Source organism: Streptomyces sp. NPDC048278 (assembly GCF_040652195.1).
Classification (GTDB): Bacteria; Actinomycetota; Actinomycetes; order Streptomycetales; family Streptomycetaceae; genus Streptomyces.
In genome coordinates this window covers 17,964-35,755 of sequence record NZ_JBEZLP010000038.1, presented here as the reverse complement: position 1 = coordinate 35,755, position 17,792 = coordinate 17,964, and the positions used below count along the sequence as shown (strand labels likewise).

Genomic DNA, 17,792 nt, shown 5'->3' with positions numbered 1-17,792 from the left:
GTTGCATCTAGGCCCCAGCACCGTTCTGCGGCCCACGACGGCCCTCGACCGTGACGCCCCCACCCGGTCTCCGCAGGCCTCCCCTACAGCACCGACGGCACGCAACTCCCCCGAGGCGCACGATCCTCAGGACTCCGTCCCCGGCGTCCGCGACACCGAAAGTGAACGCGAATGACCACGTCAGACCGGATCGACACCACATCAGATCACCCGCACGCCGTACCGGACGGTCTCGGCGCAACCGCGTCCGACGTCGTCACCGCCGACGCGAAGGTCGTCCGCAAGGCGACCGTCGCGGGCGCGGTCGGCTCCTTCGTCGAATGGTACGACTACGGCATCTACGGCCTGCTCGTCACCTATCTCGCGATCAACATCATGGGCGAGGCGGAGGCCGGGGGCCTGTTCCTCACCAACGTCGGCTTCCTGATCAGCTTCCTCGCCCGCCCGTTCGGCAGCGTGATCTGCGGCTACCTCGGGGACAGGCTCGGCCGCAAGGGCCTGCTCGCCACCCTCCTGGTGCTCATCTCGGCCGCGACCGCGGCCATCGGACTCATCCCGTCCCACGCCGTGATCGGGGTTGCCGCGCCCGTCCTCCTCGTCCTGCTGCGGGTGCTCCAGGGCTTCTCCGCCGGCGGCGAGGTGGCCGGCGCGATGTCGTTCGTCGGCGAGTACGCGCCGGACGCCCGCCGCAACTACATGATGAGCTTCATCGCCGTCGGCTCCTTCGTCGCCCTGATGTTCGGCAGCGCCTTCTCGGCCGTCCTCATCACCGCGCTCGGCGACGACGCCATGACCTCGTGGGCCTGGCGGGTGCCGTTCCTGCTCGCCGTCCCGCTCGGCTACATCGGTTTCTACATCCGCCGCCGGCTGGAGGAGACGCCGCACTTCACGGCGCTGCGCGAGCGGAACACCGTCGCGCGCAACCCGCTCAAGGAGGCCCTGACCTCGCCCCGCCACCTGAAGGCGATCGCGCTCACGATCTTCCTGCCCGCGCTCAACGGCCCCGGCTACTACCTGCTCTTCGTCTACATGCCGACCTACCTGAAGACGAACCTGGGCGAGCACAACTTCTCGATGCTCAGGGCACTCACCGTCACGGCGTTCAGCCTGGTCGCCATCGCCGTGTGCATCCCGCTCATGGCCCGCCTCTCGGACCGGGTCGGCCGCAAGCCCGTCCTCGCGGGCTCCGCGGTCGCGATGGCCGTCGTCTCGTACCCGATGTTCCGGCTCATCACCACTGGCCAGTTCGGGCTCGCGTGCATCGGCACGATCGTGCTGGCGGTCGCCTTCTCCGGGCACGCGGCCGTCGTCCACACCGCGCTCGCCGAGATGTTCCCGACCTCGGTGCGCTACTCCGCCTACAGCATCGGGTTCAGCATCTCGACGATCATCTTCGGCGGCAGCGCACCGCTCGTGATGACCGAGCTCATCAAGTCGACCGGCTCCAACCTGGTCCCGGCCTTCGCCTCCATCCTCACCGCCCTGATCACCCTGGCCGCCGTCGCCGTCCTGCGCGAGACCAAGGGCCGGCCGCTCGCCGCCGGCTGAACCCGACCCCCACATCAGGAGACATCATGGGACTCAAGTCCGTGGCCGTAGTGGCCGACCTCGGCGAGAGCTTCGGCAACTACACGATCGGGGACGACGCGGCCCTGCTCGGGCTCGTCACCTCCTCGAACATCGCCTGCGGCTTCCACGCCGGTGACCCCCGCATCATGGACCGCACGGTCGCCGACTGCGTGGAGCGCGGCATCGAGCTCGGGGCCCACCCCGGCTACCCCGACCTCGTCGGCTTCGGCCGGCGGCTCATCGAGGCGACCGAGGAGGAGATCCGCACCGACGTGCTCTACCAGCTCGGCGCGCTGGACGCCTTCGCGCGGGTGCACGGCGGCACCATCAGCCATGTCGCCCCGCACGGCCGCATGGGGTCGATCGCGCAGACAGACGCCAAGCACGCGCGGGCCATCACCGACGCGATCGCCGCGTACAACACCGACTACATCGTGATCTGCCAGCGCGGGCTGCTCGCCGAGGAGTCCCGCAAGCGCGGCCTCGACGTCGGTTACGTGTTCCTCGCCGACCGCGGCTACGGCGACGACGGCATGCCTGTCTCCCGCTCGCGTCCTGACGGCCTGATCCACGACCCCGAGCTGATCGGCCGGCGCTCCGCCCAGGTCGTCGAGGAGGGCACCGTCCGTTCGGTGAACGGCAACGTGGTCCCGCTCGGCCACGACGCCGACGTCCTGCTCCTGCACGGCGACCATCCCTCCGTGCTGGCGAACGGCAAGGCGCTGCGCGCCGCGCTCGACGCCCGGGACATCCGCGTCACGGGCCTGCGCGAGGTCCTGGCGGAGAAAGCCCGGAAGGCCGAGGCCGCGCTGGCCGGCTGAGGCCGGGCGCGACAGGAGATGACCACAGCAGAGTACGGCGCCGTCACCGTCGATCCCTTCGGGGACTCGGCGGTGACGGTGACCATCCCGCACAGCGACCAGGCCATCCGCAGGGCCGGGATCGTCGCCTTCCGCGACCGGTTCCTGGCACATCTCCCGCACGGTGTGCTCGACGTCGTCTCCGGCCTGGAGTCCCTGCTCGTCGAGTTCGACCCGCTGCGGATCACGCTCGAACAGGTGGAGTACGCGGCCCGGCTGGTGGCGCGCTGGGCGCCGTCACCCTCGGACGGCCCCGAACACGCGTGCACCGTGCGGCGGTTCAGCATCCCCGTGGTCTTCGACGACGAGACCGGCCCCGATCTGGCCTCCGTCGCCGAGGAGTTGGGACTGCTCCCTGCCGAGGTCGTCGAGGCGATCGCGGAGTCCACGTTCACCATCGCCCTGCTCGGCGCGGCGATGGCCCCGATGATGGACGGGCTCAAGGTGCCCCGGCCTGTACGCAGGCGCGCCGAGCCGCGCACGGACGTCGCGCCCGGCGCCGTCATGATCGCCGGCACGAACGCGATCATCCAGCCGTTCCCCGGGCCCACCGGCTGGCGGGTGGTCGGACGCACCCCGTACACCGTCGTCGACATCTCCCGCCCGGATCCCGTCTCGTTCCGCACCGGCGACGTCGTCCGCTTCGTCCCCGTGTCCCCGGCGGAGGCCGTCGCGCTCGGCGCCGGATTCCTGCTCCCGTCGGCGGAGGACCACCTATGACGACCGTCGCACTCGACGTCACCGGCACCGGCTGGGTGACCACGTTCCAGGACCTCGGCCGGCGCGGCACCGAGCGCCGCGGTGTGCCCACGGGCGGCGCGGCCGACCAGCACTCGGCCACCGTCGCGAACCTCCTCGCGGGCAACTCCCGGGACGCCACCCTGATCGAGAGCCTGGGCGGCGAACTCGCCCTCGTGCCGGACGCCGACGTCCTGCTCGCGGTGACCGGTGCGCCCGCCCGGGTCACCGTCGGCGGGGCACCGGCGAGCGGTTGGTCGCCGTTGGTGGTCCCGGCCGGCCAGGAGATCAGGGTCCGCCCGGACATGGGCCGGGGCACCCGCGTCTACCTCGCCGTGAACGGCGCCCTGGCGACGCGGACCCTGCTCGGCAGCGCGGCCCCGGACGCCCGCATGGGATTCGGGCAGCCGGTCACGGCGGGCTCGCGCGTGCTCCTGGAGACGGAATTCCGAGGATTTCGGCGCCAGTTGTTCGAGCCACCGCTGTTCCGGCTCCCGGTCCCGGTCGCGCGCTTCGACGAGGACCCCTGGGTCGTCGACGTGGTCGCGGCCCACGGAGTCCGGGCGATCCCCGGCATCCGCGACGTGATCGAGGGAGCGACCTACGTCGTCACACCCCGCTCCGACCACGTGGGGCTGCGGCTCGACGGACCGGTGCGCCACCCCGACGACGACACGGAGATCGTCTCCCACGGCGTGCCCGTCGGATCGTTGCAGATCCCGCACGCGGACGAGCTGATCGTGCTCGGCCGCTACCGGAGTCTGACGGCGGGCTATCCCGTCGTCGGCGTCGCCTCACGGGCGTCCCTGCCACTGCTCGGACAGGCCGGTCCCGGACGCCGGCTGCGGTTCCGCTGGGTCGACCGCGAGACCTCGCTGCGCCACGTGGCGCGCCGCGAGGCGGAGGTCGACCTGCTCGGCCGGGCCGTCTCCGGGGCGTTCGGTGCCCTCGGGTTCACACCGTTCGCGTCGTCCTTGCCCGGCGACTAACTGAAAAGTTATTCTCATTTAAGAATGAGATCTCATATTGATCTTGGAGGAGGAACGGTGACGACGCAGCCCGGCGCCATCGCGCTCATCACGGGAGCCGGCAGCGGCATGGGGCGCGAGACCGCGCGGCTCCTCGCCCGGGACGGGGCCACCGTCGTCCTGGTCGGACGCAGACAGGAGGCCCTGGACGCGGTCGCCGCGACGGTCCGCGAGGAGGGCGGAACCGCCCTCGCCCTGGCCGCGGACATCACCCGCACCGACGACGTCACGCGCGTCCTCGACCGGGTGCGGGCCGAACTGGGCCCGGTGGACGTCCTCGTCAACAACGCGGGCAGCGCGTCGTCGGTGCTCAACCCGCAGTGGACCCCGCACGACGAGTGGCGCCAGGTTCTCGAAGTGAACCTGACCGCTGTCTTCCAGCTCACCCAGGCCGTGCTGCCGGACATGCTCGCCCGGAACACGGGGACGATCGTCACCGTCTCCTCGCTCGCCGCGGTCAACCCCAACCTGCTCGGCGGCGCCGCCTACGGCGCGGCCAAGGCCGGGGTCCGCAACTTCATGACCTTCCTGCACAACACCTTCCGCAACCAGGGGCTGCGGGCGATCACCGTACTGCCCGGCGAGGCGGACACCCCGATCCTCGACAACCGCGCCCGGCCCCCGGCGCCGGAGGAACGCGCCCTGATGGTGCGGCCCGAGGACGTGGCCGAGGCCGTCCGGCTGGCCGTCGCCCTGCCCCAGCGCGTGGTCCTCCAGGAGATGGTCGTCGCCCCGACCAGACAGCGCGACGTCTCCGCCGACCTGGAGATCAGCCGGTGGGCGGGCGCGCCCGCCGACGCCACGCCCCAGACCTGACCCCGCCACCAGGAGAGCGCATGCCGTCCACCGTCACCACCCAGCCGCCCCGGTTCGCCACCGCCGACGCCGTCGCCCGGATCGAGGCCGTCTCCCGCCGGACCCAGCAGCCGCAGTCCCGGGCCGACCTGGTCTCCCTCGCCATGGGCGAACCCGACTTCGACACGCCCCGGCCGGTCACCGATGCGGCCGAGGCCTCGCTGCGCGCCGGACGCACCCACTACTCGCCGCTCCTCGGTGAGCCCGCACTGCGCGAGGCGCTCGCCGGCCGGCTCACCGGCACCGCCGGGGTCCCGGTCTCCGCCGCCGACATCCTGGTCACCCAGGGCGGCACCGCCGGGCTCGCCGCGTCGATCCTCGGCATCGTCAACCCCGGCGACAGGGTGGTCGTGCCCGACCCCACCTACTCCCTCTACGCCGACCTGGTCAGCATGGCCGGCGGCACCGTCGTACCGGTCCCGCTGGCGGCCGACCTGCACTGGGACCTCGACCGGCTCGCGGACGCCCTCCCCGGCGCCCGGCTCTTCGTCTTCTGCAACCCCGTCAACCCGACGGGCATCGTGCACAGCCACGCGGAACTGGAGGCGCTGGCAGCTCTGTTGACAGGTACGGACACGCTCGTCATCTCCGACGAGGCGTACTCCGACCTGGACTACACCGGCCGCCCGTTCACCTCGGCGATCTCCGTCGACGGCCTGCGCGACCGTACCGTCTTCTGCCAGACCTTCTCCAAGAGCTACGCGATGACCGGCTGGCGCGTCGGCTACCTCTGGGGCCCGGCACCGGTCGTCCGGGCGGCGGCGCGCGTCCACAACACCTTCAACGGCTCCGTCAACACCGTCGTCCAGGACGCCGCGCTCGCCGCCGTGGAGCACTGCGCCGAGGACGTCACCCGGATGCGTGCCGCGTACGAGCAGCGCCGCGAGATCATGCGGGCCGAACTGGCCGCGGTCCCGGGTCTCACGCTCAGCGAACCCGAGGGCGCCTTCTACCAGTTCCCGCGCTACGACGTCGACCTGCCGTCCGTGGAGGTCGTCGCGGCACTGCGCGCGCACGGTGTCGCCGTCCGGCCGGGCAGCGAGTTCGGGGCGCGGGGTGAAGGGCACCTGAGGCTGTCGTACGCTGCCAGCCCGCAGTCCATCACCGAGGGCGTCCGCAGGCTGGCCGACGGCCTCGCGTCCCTGCGATGAGCGCCGTCCCGCCCACCACGAGGAGTCGCCCCATGCGCAGTGACACCGAGCGCAACCGTCGGCAGCTCATCAAGGCCGCGGCGCTGCTGTTCGAGAACTCGCCGACGCCGGTCAGCCTCGCCGAGATCGCCAGACACGCCGAGGTGTCCACCGCGACGGCCTACCGCCACTTCTCCTCCGTCGAGGAGATCCTGCACGCCTTCCGGGCCCAAGTCGGCTCCGAGCTAAGGGACTTCAGTGCCCGGCAGACCACCCGGGGCATGGCCCGGCTGGAAGTCGTGTCGCGGTACTGGGTCTCCCTCGTCCTCGAACACGGCGGCGCGATGGCCCAGATGCGCTCGCACCGCGGCTATCTGGAGCGGCTGCGCGAAGGGACCGCCTACCTCACCCCGCAGGCCGAGGCGCTCACCGAACCGCTGCGCCAGACCACCGAGGACCTCGGCCTCGGAGACCTCGGCGACGAGGCCCTGTACCTGTGGAACGCCCTGTTCGATCCCCGGGACATCCTCGACCTCATCAAGAGCGGACGCACCGAGGACGAGGCCGCCGCCTGCCTGGTCGCCGCGCTTCGCGGTGCCCTGATCGGCTGGGCCGCCGCGGCCAGGCAGCACCAAGGGGACTGAGCCGGAGACCGCGCACACGCCCTGCCGCCCCTGCATCACGGACTCACCCGATAGTCTACTATCACATTGATAGTAGACTATCGGTTATGCCGTCGAGTCGGCGAGTGGTGAAGCCCTCGCGCGAGGGAGAGGACAGTCTGTGGATGCGCCCCGCACGGATACGTCTGCCGAGGCCGCGAGCGGCCCGAATCCGGGAACTCCCGAGGTCTGGGGCCTCGTGCTGTCCAGCGGGGCGGCACGGGGAGCCGCTCACGCCGGCGCCCTGCTGGCCCTGGCCGAGTACGGGTTCGACGCGGAGATCGTCGTGGGAACGAGTGTGGGGGCGCTCATCGGCGGCGCATGGGCGGCGGGACTGTCAGCGGCCAGGATCGCCGAGCGCATCGAGGTCGCGACCTGGTCGGACTTCGGCAGCCTCCGGCCCAGCCGGCGGATCTCGCTGATCGAGACGACCGCGCTGCGGGCCAACCTGCACTGGATCTTCCAGCGCCGGGACATCGACGAGCTGCCGCGCCGCTTCGCGGCCGTGGCGACCGATGTGCGCACCCGGCGGGCGGTCCTGCTGGACCGGGGCCCGGCCGCCACGGCGGTTCAGGCGGCGGTCGCCGTCCCCGGCGTGTTCCCTCCGGTGCGCGTCGGCGACCAGGTGCTCGTCGACGCCGCGCTCAACTCGCAGCTGCCCGTCTGGGCCGCACACCGGCTCGGTGCCACGCGGACCGTCGGCATCCGGCTGCGTGCCCCGTCCTCCCGGGGCGGCCGGTCGGCGCTCCAGCATGTGGTGCTGCCGCCGGCGGAGGTCGTTCAGCCCGACATCGAGATCGTCGTCGACACCGACGGCCACTCCTCGTGGTCGTCCCGGGACGTGCCCCGGCTGATGGCCCTCGGATACGACGCCGCCGCGCGCCAACTCCCGGCGTACGCCCAAGAACTGGACCTCTCACCGAGGCAGGCCGCCGGTGTCCGGCACTGAGACGGCGCGCCCGGAGCGCGTCACTCCCGAGGCCGGACCGACGCGTGACGTCGACCCGCTCGACGGTCCTGTCGCCCGGGTGCTGCGACGCGGTGCCGGTGCCCTGATCGCGCTCGGTGTCCGGGGCGTGGCCCGGCTGGAGCTCTCCGGGCTCGACGGGTGCGGTGATCTGGGCAGGGGCCCCCTCATCGTCATCAACCACCGCAGCTTCCTCGACCCGCTGGTGTTCGTGACCCTGTGCCGCAGGCACGGCGTCTGGCCGTACACCTTCGCCCGGGAGGACTTCTTCGACCGGCCCCTGGACCGCGCGGTCCTGCGCCTGCTCCGCGCGATACCCGCCCTGCGGGGGCGTTCGGCCCTGGGCGGACTGCGCCGGGCCGAGCGGCTGCTCGCGCGCGGCCAGGTCGTGGTGATCGCCGCGGAAGGGCGCATCGTGCCCGGTCACGAGCGCGCCGACGGCGTCGGAGAACTCCAGGGCGGGGCCGCCTGGCTGGCGCACCGCGCCTCCGTCTCCGAGGTGGTGGTGCTCACCCTGACCGGAACGGACGACGCGTGGCCGGTCGAACGCAGACTGCCCCGGTTGCCCTGGTGGCCCCGGTGGCCCCGGTGGCCCCGGTGGCCCCGGTGGCCCCGGTGGAAGGTGCCGGGCCGGCCGACCGTCACCGTTCGCGCCCGTCGCATCACCCTCGCGCCGGGCGCGCGCGGCCCCGCGATCACCAGCGCCGTCCGCGCGACGATGTCCGAACTCCTCGACGGCTCCTGACCGTCACCGAGTCGGGCCCGGTGCAGGGCCCGACTCGGTTCGCCTTCGGCGGGTCGGCAGGAACACCCACCGCGAACTCGCCGAAGTCGAGTCGCGCAGGGGGCCCTGTTCGGCGTGGGGGCGGCGCTTGGTGTCCACCGCGCCGAGCACCGGGAGGGCACGCCGGGCGGTCCGCCGAGAGGGGCCGTGCGGCGTCAGCCGGTCGTGTTCGCGTTCTGTGCCGCGGCGGGGTGCGGATGCTCGACGGCGCGCCGGGGCTGCGGGATCTTCCGCGCGAGTTGCTCACCCTCGACATCCAGGTCGGGCAGGAGGCGGTCGAGCCGGGCGGGGAGCCACCACGCCTTCTCCTGTGCCAGGGCCATGGTTGCCGGGATGAACGTCATGCGGATGACGAACGCGTCGATGAGGATGCCCACGGCCAGCGCGAAACCGGCCTGTTTCACCATGGGTTGGGCGTTGAGGACGAACCCCGCGAAGACCGAGACCATGATGGTGGCCGCCGCGACGACGACGGAGCCGGCCCGGGCGAAACCGGCGACCGTGGCAGCTGACGGGCTGTCACCGTGAAGGTGTGCCTCACGCATGGAGGTGACCAGGAACATCTGGTAGTCCATGGCGAGCCCGTACAGCACTCCGGTGACGATGATGGGCAACAGACTCACGACCGGCGCGGTGGCATCGAGTCCGATGAGTTGCTGCAGCCAGCCCCATTCGAAAACGGCTGTGGTGACGCCGAGGGTCGCCGTGATGGTCAGCAGGAAGCCGATCGTCGCCGTCACCGGGACCATGACGGACCGGAAGACCAGGAGCAGGACGACCAGGGAGAGCCCGAGCACGGTGGCCACGTACAGGGGCAGTACGTCGGCCAGCCGGTCGGAGACGTCGATCGCGAGAGCGGTGAAGCCGGTCGTGCCGACGACGACACCATGGGCGGCGGCGGTGCGCGCGCTTTCGTCCCGTACGGCCGTGACCAGGGCCTTGGTCGAGTCGTCGTTGGGTCCGCCGCCCGGGACGAGGGTGAGAACGGCCGTGGTCCCGGTGCTGCTCATTCCGGCCAGCGACACCGCCTTCGTACCCTTGACGTCACTCAGATCCGCGGTGACCGCCGCGAGAGCCGCCGCGGACAGCGGACGCCCCCGCACCGCGGACTTCACGGCGATCATGAGTGGCCCGTTGTAGCCGGGCCCGAAGGCATCGTTCACGAGGTCGTAGCTCTGGCGCTGCGGGGTGCCGCTGTTGTAGCTGGCACCGGACGGCAGCCCCATCCGCATGTCCGCGGCGGGCACCGCCAGGACCGCCGGGATCAGGAAGGCGGCCACGAGGGCCGGGTACCTGTACCGGACCAGGCCCGCCGCCCAGCGCGCCGTCCTCGTGTCCGCGACGCCATCGCCGGTGGCCGCCCGCAGCTGCGCCCTGCGTCGGGTACGCGGGGAACAGATGCGCTCCCGGACCAGGCCCAGCAGGGCCGGCAGCAGCGTCAGCACCAGCGACACGGTGACCACGATCGTGGCGGCGGCCACGACGGCCATGGTGCTCAGCAGTCCGATCCCGACGACCAGGAGTCCGGCCAGGGCGATGACCACCGTACTGCCGGCGAAGAAGACCGCGCTCCCGGCCGTTCCCGTCGCGCGGCCGGTCGCCTCGTGCGCGTCCAGGCCGTGCTCGAGGATCAGGCTGCGTTCCCGGTTGACGATGAACAGGGCGTAGTCGATGCCGACGGCCAGCCCGAGCATCAGCGCCAGCACCGCGGCGAGCGAGTGGATCTCGAAGACCGTGGACAGGGTGAAGGCCCCGCCGACCCCGACCGTGACCCCGACCAGTGCGATGACCAGGGGAAGGCCGGCCGCGGCCACCGACCCCAGGGTGACCAGCAGGACAATGGCGGCGACGGCCACGCCGACCGTCTCGCCGGCTCCGATGACCTCCGGGATCTCCATCATCGACGCCGACGGCAGGACGTCGAGGCCGCCGCGGGCCGCCTGCCGCTCGGCGGCCTCGACCGTGCTGTCGACGGTTCCCGAGGGAAGCTCGTAGGTCTGCTCGTCGAACTGGAACTGCATCAGGGCCGTCGATCCGTCGGCGGAGACGATCACTCCCGGCACCGGCCGGCCCTCCGCACGGAAGGGGACGGGTGTCTTCCCGGAGGACGTCTTCCCCGCGGCGCGCGCCACCGCCGCCTGGGCCCGCAGCAGCGGGCTGTTCTCCCCCTTGGCGGCCTCCTTCGCGAGGGCCTGGCGGACGTCGACGACGTGGTCGTGGCCGTAGACGGCGTCGACGGCCGCCAGCAGAGCGGATCGCACGTCCGTGTCGTCGATCCTGGCGCCGGCCGGGGCCTTGAAGACCAGCATGCCCTGGCCGCCGGACGCCTCCGGCAACGACGTGGCCAGCTCGTCCATGACCTGCTGGGACGGGGTCCCGTCGATACGTACCTCGTTGCTCAGCCTGACGGGGTTGGCCACCAGCAGCCCCACGACGGCCGCCACCACGGCCAGCCAGCCCCCGATGACGTACCAGGGTTTGCCGTAGGCAAACCTCCCCAGCCGGTACAGCAGAACGGACACAGTTCTCTCCCCATTCCCAGGTGTCCCCACACGGGCCGCGCGTGTCGCGGGACGCGATGACACCCCGAAGTGATAGCACTCTATCAATCCAATAGGTGACTATCACTTCGGATCGGACGAGGGCCGCCGGGACGGCCGGAGGGAAGGCCGGAGGGAAGGGTTAGCCTTCATCGCAGCGAAGAAAGGGGCGGCAAGATGGCAGCCGACAGGGACCGCGGTCCACGACGGAGGGTCGACGCACGCTCCAGCATGGAGCGCATCACCGCCGCGGGACGGGTCGTCCTCGGCACGGGTGAAGGGTCACTCGAGCAGATCGCGGCCGAGGCCGGCGTGGGGATCGCGACGCTCTACCGCCACTTCCCCAACCGGGAGGCGCTCGTCCGCGCGGTCCTGGACGACATCCTCGAAACCGACCTGCTCCCCCTCATCGACCGGGCGGCCGAGTCGCCGCACCCGCGCCGCTCCCTCCAGGACGTCGCCACCCGGCTGCTCGACCTCATCACGGAGGAGAAGGGGCTGGTCACCTTCGCGAGCAACTTCACCGATGTCGCCGTGGACGCTCTGCAGCGCTTCAGCGAGTCGTTGCACCCTTTGCTGGTGCGCGCGCAGCGGCAGGGAGAGGTCCGCGAGGATCTCACCGCGGAGGACATCCCGCGCTTTCTCGTCATGGCCGTCGCGGGCCTCGCGATTCCGGGCACTCCGCCCTCCCTGCGGGCCCGCTTCGTCGCCCTGCTCTTCGACTCCCTCAACCCTGCCTGCGCCACCCCGCTGCCCCCACTGCACCACGAAGAGGACGACCTGCGTTCCGCGGTGAGCAACATCGCACAGACCTGACCCGGAGACGGCCCCCGGAGAGTTCCCTCACGTGACCTTGGCGCCCCAGCTTCGACGAGTTGGTCGAAGAGGGCGGTGCGGTCGGGCTTGGCCTTGTTCGGGCAGTAGCCCTGGGAAGGGATGACGAAGGTCTGGCAGGAACGCTTCCGCTCCCCCGAGCGCGGACATCCCGTGGTGGCGTCGACGTCCGCGCTCTCCTCCGGCCGACACCGAATGACGGCCGATATGCCGGCCCGCTCGTCCGCCTCCCCCGGCGCATGACCGTTCGACGCCCGTTCTGTCGCATTGGTCCGGGCTCCGACAGCACGCCGTCCTGACTCGGCGCTTGTTCGGTGATCACTTGCCGGGGGAAACTTCTACAGCACTGTAGAACAAGTGGATCGAGCGAAAGAGGGAAGACCTGATGTTCGGCTTGAGCGAGCTGGCCGTGATCCTCGTCGTCGTGATCGTGCTCATCGGGATCAGAAAGCTGCCCGAGCTGACGCGGTCTGCGGGCAGGGCGTCTCGGATCTTCAAGAGCGAGGCCCGTGCGGTCCAGGAGCAGGACTCCCACCACCCGGCCGACGGGTCCGGCCGGGTGGTGTCCGGCACGGTCGTCGACCGGGATGAAGCCTCACCGCGCTCCTGAACGGCCCCGGCGTCAGCACGGCTGTGGGTGCAGGAGACGGGCGAGCAGGTCGTCGAGGGTGACCATGCCGGTGAGACGGCCATCGGCGTCGTGGACGACGGCCAGGGAGGCCCGGCGCCTGCGCAGTTGCTCGATGGCGTGGCTGATCGTGTCGTCCTCGGCCAGCTCGGGTACCGGGCGGGCCAGGTCCCGGGCCGTGCTCGCCTTTCCCTGCGTACGGGCGATCAGCGCGTCGCGGGCATGCACCGAGCCGATGATCCTGTCGCCGTCGCGCACCAGCAGGCGGTTTCGGTCATGGCCCGCGGCGGTGGCCAGGATCGTCTCCGCGTCCGCGTCCGCGACGACCGAGGTGATCTCCGCGGCGGGCACCTGCAGTGCGCCGACCGGGTTCTGCGGCTCGGTCAGCGAACTGGTGATCAGCTCGGACTCCTCCTTGCTGATCAGGCCGAGCCGCTCCGACTCGGCGACGAGATGGGTGAGCTGTTCCCGGTTGTGGACCGAGGCGAGCTCGCTGCGCGGGGTGACCCGGCACAGTCGTACGAGCGCGTTGCTCAGAGCGTTGAGCAGGCTGATCAACGGCCGTAGGGCGTTGACCAGAGCCCGGAAGGGCGGCGCCAGGAGCATCGCGGAGCGCTCCGGGTGGGCGATGGCCCAGGACTTGGGGGCCATCTCGCCCACCACCATGTGCAGGAAGACGACCACGATCATCGCCACGGCGAACGCGACGCCGTAGCTGGCCACGCTGGGCAGGCCCAGCTTGTGCAGCAGCGGGTCGAGTTCGTGGGAGATCGCCGGCTTGGACACCGAGCCGAGACCCAGGGTGCAGATGGTGATGCCGAGCTGGGCGCCGGCCAGCATCAGGGACAGCTCACGGATGCCGGCCAGGGCCGCCTTCGCGCCGCGCTGCCCCTCGGCGGCTGCCTGCTCCACACGGTGGCGTCTGGCGGCGACCAGGGCGAACTCGGCGGCGACGAAGAATCCGCTGCCGATCAGCAGCAGGACGGTGACGAAGAGCGCCATCGGGAAACTCATGCCTGCTCCTCCTCGCGGACCGCGACCGTCTCGGGTGAGCGTTCCAGGCGCACCCGTTCGGGGACGTGACGGTCCAGGGCCCGTACCTCCAAGGTCGCCCGTCCTCCGCCGGCCACCTCCACTGCGACGCGGTCGCCGACGGCCGGGAAGCGCCCGAGCCGGTCCACGATGAGTCCGGCCACCGTGTCGTAGTCCGCGTCCTCGGGCAGTTCGACGCCGGTGGCCTCGGCGACCTCGTCGAGACGGCGGCCCGCGTCCACGAGCCAGCCCGTGCCGTCGGCCACGGCGAGTGCGGTGACCGTGTCGGACTCGTCCGCGATGTCGCCGACCAGTTCCTCGGCGATGTCCTCGTAGGTCACGATGCCTGCCACGCCGCCGTGTTCGTCCAGGACGACGGCGAACTCGTCGTCCCGCGCACGCATCTGCTCCACCGCTTCGGGCAGCGGAAGCGTGTCGGGAAGGAGCAGGGGCAGGCGGGCGAGGGCGCCCGCGGTCGTCCGGGTCAGCCGGTCGGCGGGCAGGCCCATCAGCTCCCGGACCCCGAGCACACCGGTGACGTCGTCGGGGTGGTCCCCGAGGACCGGGTAGTTCGAGTGACCGTGCTCGGCGATGAGGCCGACCGCCTCGGCGGCGCCGGCGTCCTTGCGGACGAAGACGGCGTCCGCACGCGGGACCATCACCTCGTCCAGGGTCCGGACGGAGAACTCCACAGCGTGGTCGAGGAGTTCCGCGGTCTCCCTGGGCAGTTCGCCCTGCTCGTGGGATTCGCCGATCAGCTGGCTGAGCTCTTGCAGGGTGGCGCCGTGGTGCAACTCCTCGACGGGCTCGATACCCGCCCTGCGCAGCAGCCGGTTCGCCGCTGCGTCGAAGACGTGCACGACGGGACCTACGACCTTCAGATACGTCAGCGTGGAGCCGGCCAGCGCCTTCGCCAGCCGGTCGGGCACGGCGATGGCGAGGTTCTTCGGGGCCAGCTCGCCCAGCACCATCTGGACCACGGTGGCTCCGGCGAACGCGAGGACCACGGAGACGGCGCTCACGGCCGCGTCCGGGAGACCGGTACGGGACAGGGCCGGTGTGAGCAGGGCCGACACCGACGGTTCGGCGACGAAGCCGACGACCAGGCCCGTGACGGTGATGCCGAGCTGAGCGCCGGACAGCATGAACGAAAGCCGCTCCAGGACCTTCAGGGCCCGGGCTGCCTTCTTGTCACCCGCCTCGGCCTCCCGCGCGAGGGCGAGACGGTCGGCGGAGACGTAGGCGAACTCCTGGGCGACGAAGTAGCCGGTGGCCGCGGTGAGGAGGAACACGGCCAGCAGGCCCAGCAGCGCGCTCACGGCACTCATCGAGCACCACCCCGCCATGTGCCGTGCTCAGGAAAATCCTGGCGGGATGGTCCGGGACTGTGCCCCGAGGGGTCCGTCGATCTGGCGGACAAAGCTGGTGCTCCTCCGGTTGTGGTGCGGATCCGGAAAACGATCCGGTCCGTTTCAAGGTTCCCGCGGACGTCTGGCGCCCACACCTCACGGGCCCCTACGGAACACAGGGACAACTACTGACGAACGGGTTCGCCTCAGACATGGACCCCGAAGTCCTGGGCGATGCCGCGCAGACCCGAGGCATAGCCCTGGCCCACCGCACGGAACTTCCACTCGCCGCCGTGCCGGTAAAGCTCCCCGAAGACCATCGCGGTCTCCGAGGAAGCGTCCTCGGAGAGGTCGTAGCGGGCGATCTCCTGACCGTTCGCCTGGTTGACCACACGGATGAACGCGTTGCGGACCTGCCCGAAGCTCTGCCCGCGCGCGTCCGCGTCATGGATGGAGACCGGGAACACGATCTTCGCAACCCCGCCGGGCACCGCGGCCAGGTTCACCTTGATCGACTCGTCGTCGCCCTCGCCCTCACCGGTGAGGTTGTCGCCGGTGTGTTCCACCGAGCCGTCCGGGCTCGTGAGGTTGTTGTAGAAGACGAAGTGCTGGTCGGAGACCACCCTGCCGGATGCGTCGCAGAGCAGGGCGGAGGCGTCCAGGTCGTAGTCCGCACCAGTGGTGGTCCGTACGTCCCAGCCCAGACCGATCACCACCGCGCTCAGGCCCGGCGCCTCCTTGCTCAGCGACACGTTGCCACCCTTGGCCAACGAAATTCCCACGACCGATCCTCCCTGTTCCACGCCATATGTCCGGTCAACGGCTACCAACGCCGAACCCGGCGCTATAGTTCCAACAGTTGCGCAACATCTAAAGTGTTGACGTGGCCGCGCGCAACAGGCGATCGGCACGTGCGAGGACCGGGGGTGCCAGGTGTTCTTCGGAGGAGATCCGTTCCGAACTGGGGCCGGGGTTCCGGTTCCGGGACTTCGAGTTCGAGGACATTCACCCGAAGGCGTTCGTGCGCAAGCACGTGCTGGACGGTGACGGTCTCGGGCTGGCGGAGATCCGAAGCGCCCTCGATCCGAGGGCGGAACTGACGCAGGTCGCCGACGTGGTGCGCGAGGCCGCCGGCGAGCGATCACAGGATGCGGAGAGCGTGTCCCCAACGAAGGGGACACAGACCGGATCACCCACGCCCGCGGCGGCCTTCGACCCGGACGCCACCTAGAAGCGACCGCTACATGAAGGAGAAGACCGACGTGACCGGATGGGAGACCGCAGTGCTCTCCGGAGGCCCCGCGGACGGACTGCGGATGAAGGTCGCGGACCGGCCGCGCGTACTCCAGTTGACATACCCCTGCCAGCTGGAAGCGGCCCCCGAGGGGATGCAGGTCGCGGGGGTGTACGTGTACCGCCGCGACTACTCGGTGAACAGCGAACCGCTTCAGTACGGCTTCGACATCGCCAGTCCCTGACGCCCCACGGGCCGCTCAGCGGGCCTGGGACGTCTCGCGGTGACGGAACGGGCGGACGCGGGCTCTCCGGGCGCGGTCTGGACGACGCGCGGAGCAGGCTGTCCGGGCTCGGCGTCGGGCAGCTTCTTCGAGCCGAACAGCAGGACGATCACGATCCCCACGACCAGCAGGTGCCAGGGTTCCAGTCCGTTGCGGACCATCCCGCACACCCCGTCGCGGGGGATGCTCATGACCGTCGCGTTGGAGCGGTCCGCGGATATGTGCACCACCATCTCCACGTCCGCGTTGCCGTACCCGCTCTGCACGCCGGTCTGCGAACAGCCGCCGCCGAGCTTGCAGTCCGCCGTGCTGGTCCGGCCGTCCGACCCGATCACCAGGATGTTGATCGGCGTCCGCCCGAACGCGTCGGCCTTCTCCGTACCGCCCCTGCCGTCCAGCGCAACGCTGTTGATGTTGCCGTTGAGGTGCTGGTAGAACCACCAGCCCACCCCGGCCGTACCCAGCACAAGGACCGCCAGACAGAGCCCGAGGACCTTCAGCACCCGTGTGCCGCGCCCGGAGCGCTTTGCCCGCCGGGTCTCGCGTCTGCCGCCGCCTGCGCCATCGTCGCGACGGGCCGCCGCTCTCGCCGCTGCCCGGCCGCCCGGCGGAGGCTCCGCTTCGGCCTCGCCCGCTCGCGGTCCCGGCGTCCGGGTGGTGCGCCTGCGTGTGGCCTGCCTACTCCGGCCATCCCAGGGGTCGCTCATCTCCCACTCCCACGAACGGTCGGGCCCCGATCAGGCGTCAGTTGCATGATTGCGCAATCGAGCAAACATGCGGCGCATGGAGCCCTGATCCACAGTCAATTCACAGGCGAGGGCTATTGGCCGGACACCACGCCGCCATCAGGGCGCATCTCGCCGGTAGCGGGCGGCGATCCACGCGGCGCCGCGCTCGGCCAGGACCCTGCGCCGTCCCCATCGCGAGCGCGGCACGCTTGCAGCCATGGACGGTGATCCCGGCGGAGGGGTGGCCAGCTCCGCAAGCCGGCCGGCCGCACGGGCCAACTCCGCGCGGAGCCGCCGACGCTTGCCCGGCGAGCCGGCCCTCAGCAAGGCCGAGTACAGACCTTCGACCTCCGCCAGGGCGACGCCCAGCCGCAGATTCTCTTCACGCACTCGCCGAATGTCCCCGTGCGGCATGCACGCCCTTCCTCCCCCGACAACAGGACCGACTTCGCCGACTTCCGCCGACTTCTGCCGACTTCTGCCGACTTCCATTATTGCGCAATCCTGCAATCCAACCATCCCGCACCAGGAGGCGGCAGGGCATCGGTCGCGACCCACCGCTGTGTTCACC

General features: G+C 71.0%; 19 protein-coding genes and 1 pseudogene. 13 read left to right on the top strand and 7 right to left on the bottom strand.

Going from position 1 to position 17,792, the window contains the following annotated elements; translation table 11 throughout:
- The first annotated feature begins 171 nt into the window (after positions 1-171).
- From AB0D74_RS41680 to AB0D74_RS41640, 9 genes are all read left to right on the top strand, one after another.
- A complete protein-coding gene (locus AB0D74_RS41680) occupies positions 172-1,548 on the top strand; it encodes an MFS transporter (RefSeq protein ID WP_362599121.1) in 1,377 nt (458 codons plus the stop codon).
- Positions 1,549-1,574: 26 nt separating this feature from the next.
- On the top strand, positions 1,575-2,390 hold the full coding sequence (locus AB0D74_RS41675) for a 5-oxoprolinase subunit PxpA (protein ID WP_362599119.1): 816 nt from the start codon (positions 1,575-1,577) through the stop codon (positions 2,388-2,390).
- An 18-nt stretch (positions 2,391-2,408) separates the two neighbouring features.
- Entirely contained in the window at positions 2,409-3,149 is a 741-nt protein-coding gene (locus tag AB0D74_RS41670; RefSeq protein WP_362599117.1) for a carboxyltransferase domain-containing protein, read from the top strand.
- The gene (locus AB0D74_RS41665; protein ID WP_362599115.1) at positions 3,146-4,156 is read left to right on the top strand and encodes an allophanate hydrolase; all 1,011 of its coding nucleotides are present in this window, start codon (positions 3,146-3,148) and stop codon (positions 4,154-4,156) included. Before AB0D74_RS41670 ends, AB0D74_RS41665 begins: the two co-directional genes overlap by 4 nt.
- A gap of 57 nt (positions 4,157-4,213) precedes the next feature.
- A complete protein-coding gene (locus AB0D74_RS41660; RefSeq protein WP_362599113.1) occupies positions 4,214-5,011 on the top strand; it encodes an SDR family oxidoreductase in 798 nt (265 codons plus the stop codon).
- Between the two features lie 20 nt (positions 5,012-5,031).
- A complete protein-coding gene (locus AB0D74_RS41655; protein ID WP_362599111.1) occupies positions 5,032-6,201 on the top strand; it encodes an aminotransferase class I/II-fold pyridoxal phosphate-dependent enzyme in 1,170 nt (389 codons plus the stop codon).
- Between the two features lie 32 nt (positions 6,202-6,233).
- A complete protein-coding gene (locus AB0D74_RS41650) occupies positions 6,234-6,824 on the top strand; it encodes a helix-turn-helix domain-containing protein (protein ID WP_362599110.1) in 591 nt (196 codons plus the stop codon).
- A 139-nt stretch (positions 6,825-6,963) separates the two neighbouring features.
- Positions 6,964-7,791 (top strand): patatin-like phospholipase family protein, encoded by an 828-nt coding sequence (locus AB0D74_RS41645; protein ID WP_362599108.1) that lies wholly within the window; start codon positions 6,964-6,966, stop codon positions 7,789-7,791.
- Positions 7,778-8,554 carry a lysophospholipid acyltransferase family protein gene (locus AB0D74_RS41640; RefSeq protein ID WP_362599106.1) on the top strand — a complete coding sequence of 259 codons (777 nt, stop codon included), beginning with the start codon at positions 7,778-7,780 and terminating at the stop codon, positions 8,552-8,554. Before AB0D74_RS41645 ends, AB0D74_RS41640 begins: the two co-directional genes overlap by 14 nt.
- 194 nt (positions 8,555-8,748) lie before the next feature.
- On the opposite strand, the gene AB0D74_RS41635 is transcribed toward AB0D74_RS41640, so the two are convergent.
- On the bottom strand, positions 8,749-11,115 hold the full coding sequence (locus AB0D74_RS41635) for an MMPL family transporter (protein ID WP_362599104.1): 2,367 nt from the start codon (positions 11,113-11,115) through the stop codon (positions 8,749-8,751).
- A gap of 195 nt (positions 11,116-11,310) precedes the next feature.
- Between AB0D74_RS41635 and AB0D74_RS41630 the strand changes: the two genes are divergently transcribed.
- Entirely contained in the window at positions 11,311-11,949 is a 639-nt protein-coding gene (locus AB0D74_RS41630) for a helix-turn-helix domain-containing protein (protein WP_362599102.1), read from the top strand.
- Between the two features lie 403 nt (positions 11,950-12,352).
- The gene (locus AB0D74_RS41625) at positions 12,353-12,577 is read left to right on the top strand and encodes a twin-arginine translocase TatA/TatE family subunit (protein ID WP_362599100.1); all 225 of its coding nucleotides are present in this window, start codon (positions 12,353-12,355) and stop codon (positions 12,575-12,577) included.
- A 12-nt stretch (positions 12,578-12,589) separates the two neighbouring features.
- On the opposite strand, the gene AB0D74_RS41620 is transcribed toward AB0D74_RS41625, so the two are convergent.
- The 3 genes from AB0D74_RS41620 to AB0D74_RS41610 all read right to left on the bottom strand — a co-directional run bounded on the left by AB0D74_RS41620 (position 12,590) and on the right by AB0D74_RS41610 (position 15,758).
- Entirely contained in the window at positions 12,590-13,609 is a 1,020-nt protein-coding gene (locus AB0D74_RS41620; RefSeq protein ID WP_362599098.1) for a hemolysin family protein, read from the bottom strand.
- Positions 13,606-14,955: a hemolysin family protein gene (locus AB0D74_RS41615; protein ID WP_362599096.1), complete on the bottom strand. Its 1,350-nt coding sequence runs from the start codon at positions 14,953-14,955 to the stop codon at positions 13,606-13,608. Before AB0D74_RS41615 ends, AB0D74_RS41620 begins: the two co-directional genes overlap by 4 nt.
- Before the next feature lie 227 nt (positions 14,956-15,182).
- Complete coding sequence (locus tag AB0D74_RS41610) at positions 15,183-15,758, bottom strand: TerD family protein (RefSeq protein ID WP_362599094.1); 576 nt, start codon at positions 15,756-15,758, stop codon at positions 15,183-15,185.
- Between the two features lie 101 nt (positions 15,759-15,859).
- On the opposite strand from AB0D74_RS41610, the gene AB0D74_RS41605 reads away from it, so the two are divergent.
- Entirely contained in the window at positions 15,860-16,207 is a 348-nt protein-coding gene (locus AB0D74_RS41605) for a preprotein translocase (RefSeq protein WP_362599092.1), read from the top strand.
- Positions 16,208-16,220: 13 nt separating this feature from the next.
- The gene (locus AB0D74_RS41600; protein ID WP_362599090.1) at positions 16,221-16,454 is read left to right on the top strand and encodes a hypothetical protein; all 234 of its coding nucleotides are present in this window, start codon (positions 16,221-16,223) and stop codon (positions 16,452-16,454) included.
- On the opposite strand, the gene AB0D74_RS41595 is transcribed toward AB0D74_RS41600, so the two are convergent.
- The 3 genes and pseudogenes from AB0D74_RS41595 to AB0D74_RS41585 form a co-directional block, all read right to left on the bottom strand.
- A complete protein-coding gene (locus tag AB0D74_RS41595; protein WP_362599221.1) occupies positions 16,424-16,654 on the bottom strand; it encodes a twin-arginine translocase TatA/TatE family subunit in 231 nt (76 codons plus the stop codon). The two genes, AB0D74_RS41600 and AB0D74_RS41595, sit on opposite strands and share 31 nt — an antisense overlap.
- 12 nt (positions 16,655-16,666) lie before the next feature.
- Positions 16,667-17,200: pseudogene (locus AB0D74_RS41590) on the bottom strand (LytR family transcriptional regulator); the annotation flags it as partial.
- Positions 17,201-17,338: 138 nt separating this feature from the next.
- Positions 17,339-17,611 carry a hypothetical protein gene (locus tag AB0D74_RS41585; RefSeq protein ID WP_362599088.1) on the bottom strand — a complete coding sequence of 91 codons (273 nt, stop codon included), beginning with the start codon at positions 17,609-17,611 and terminating at the stop codon, positions 17,339-17,341.
- Between the last annotated feature and the right edge of the window lie 181 nt (positions 17,612-17,792).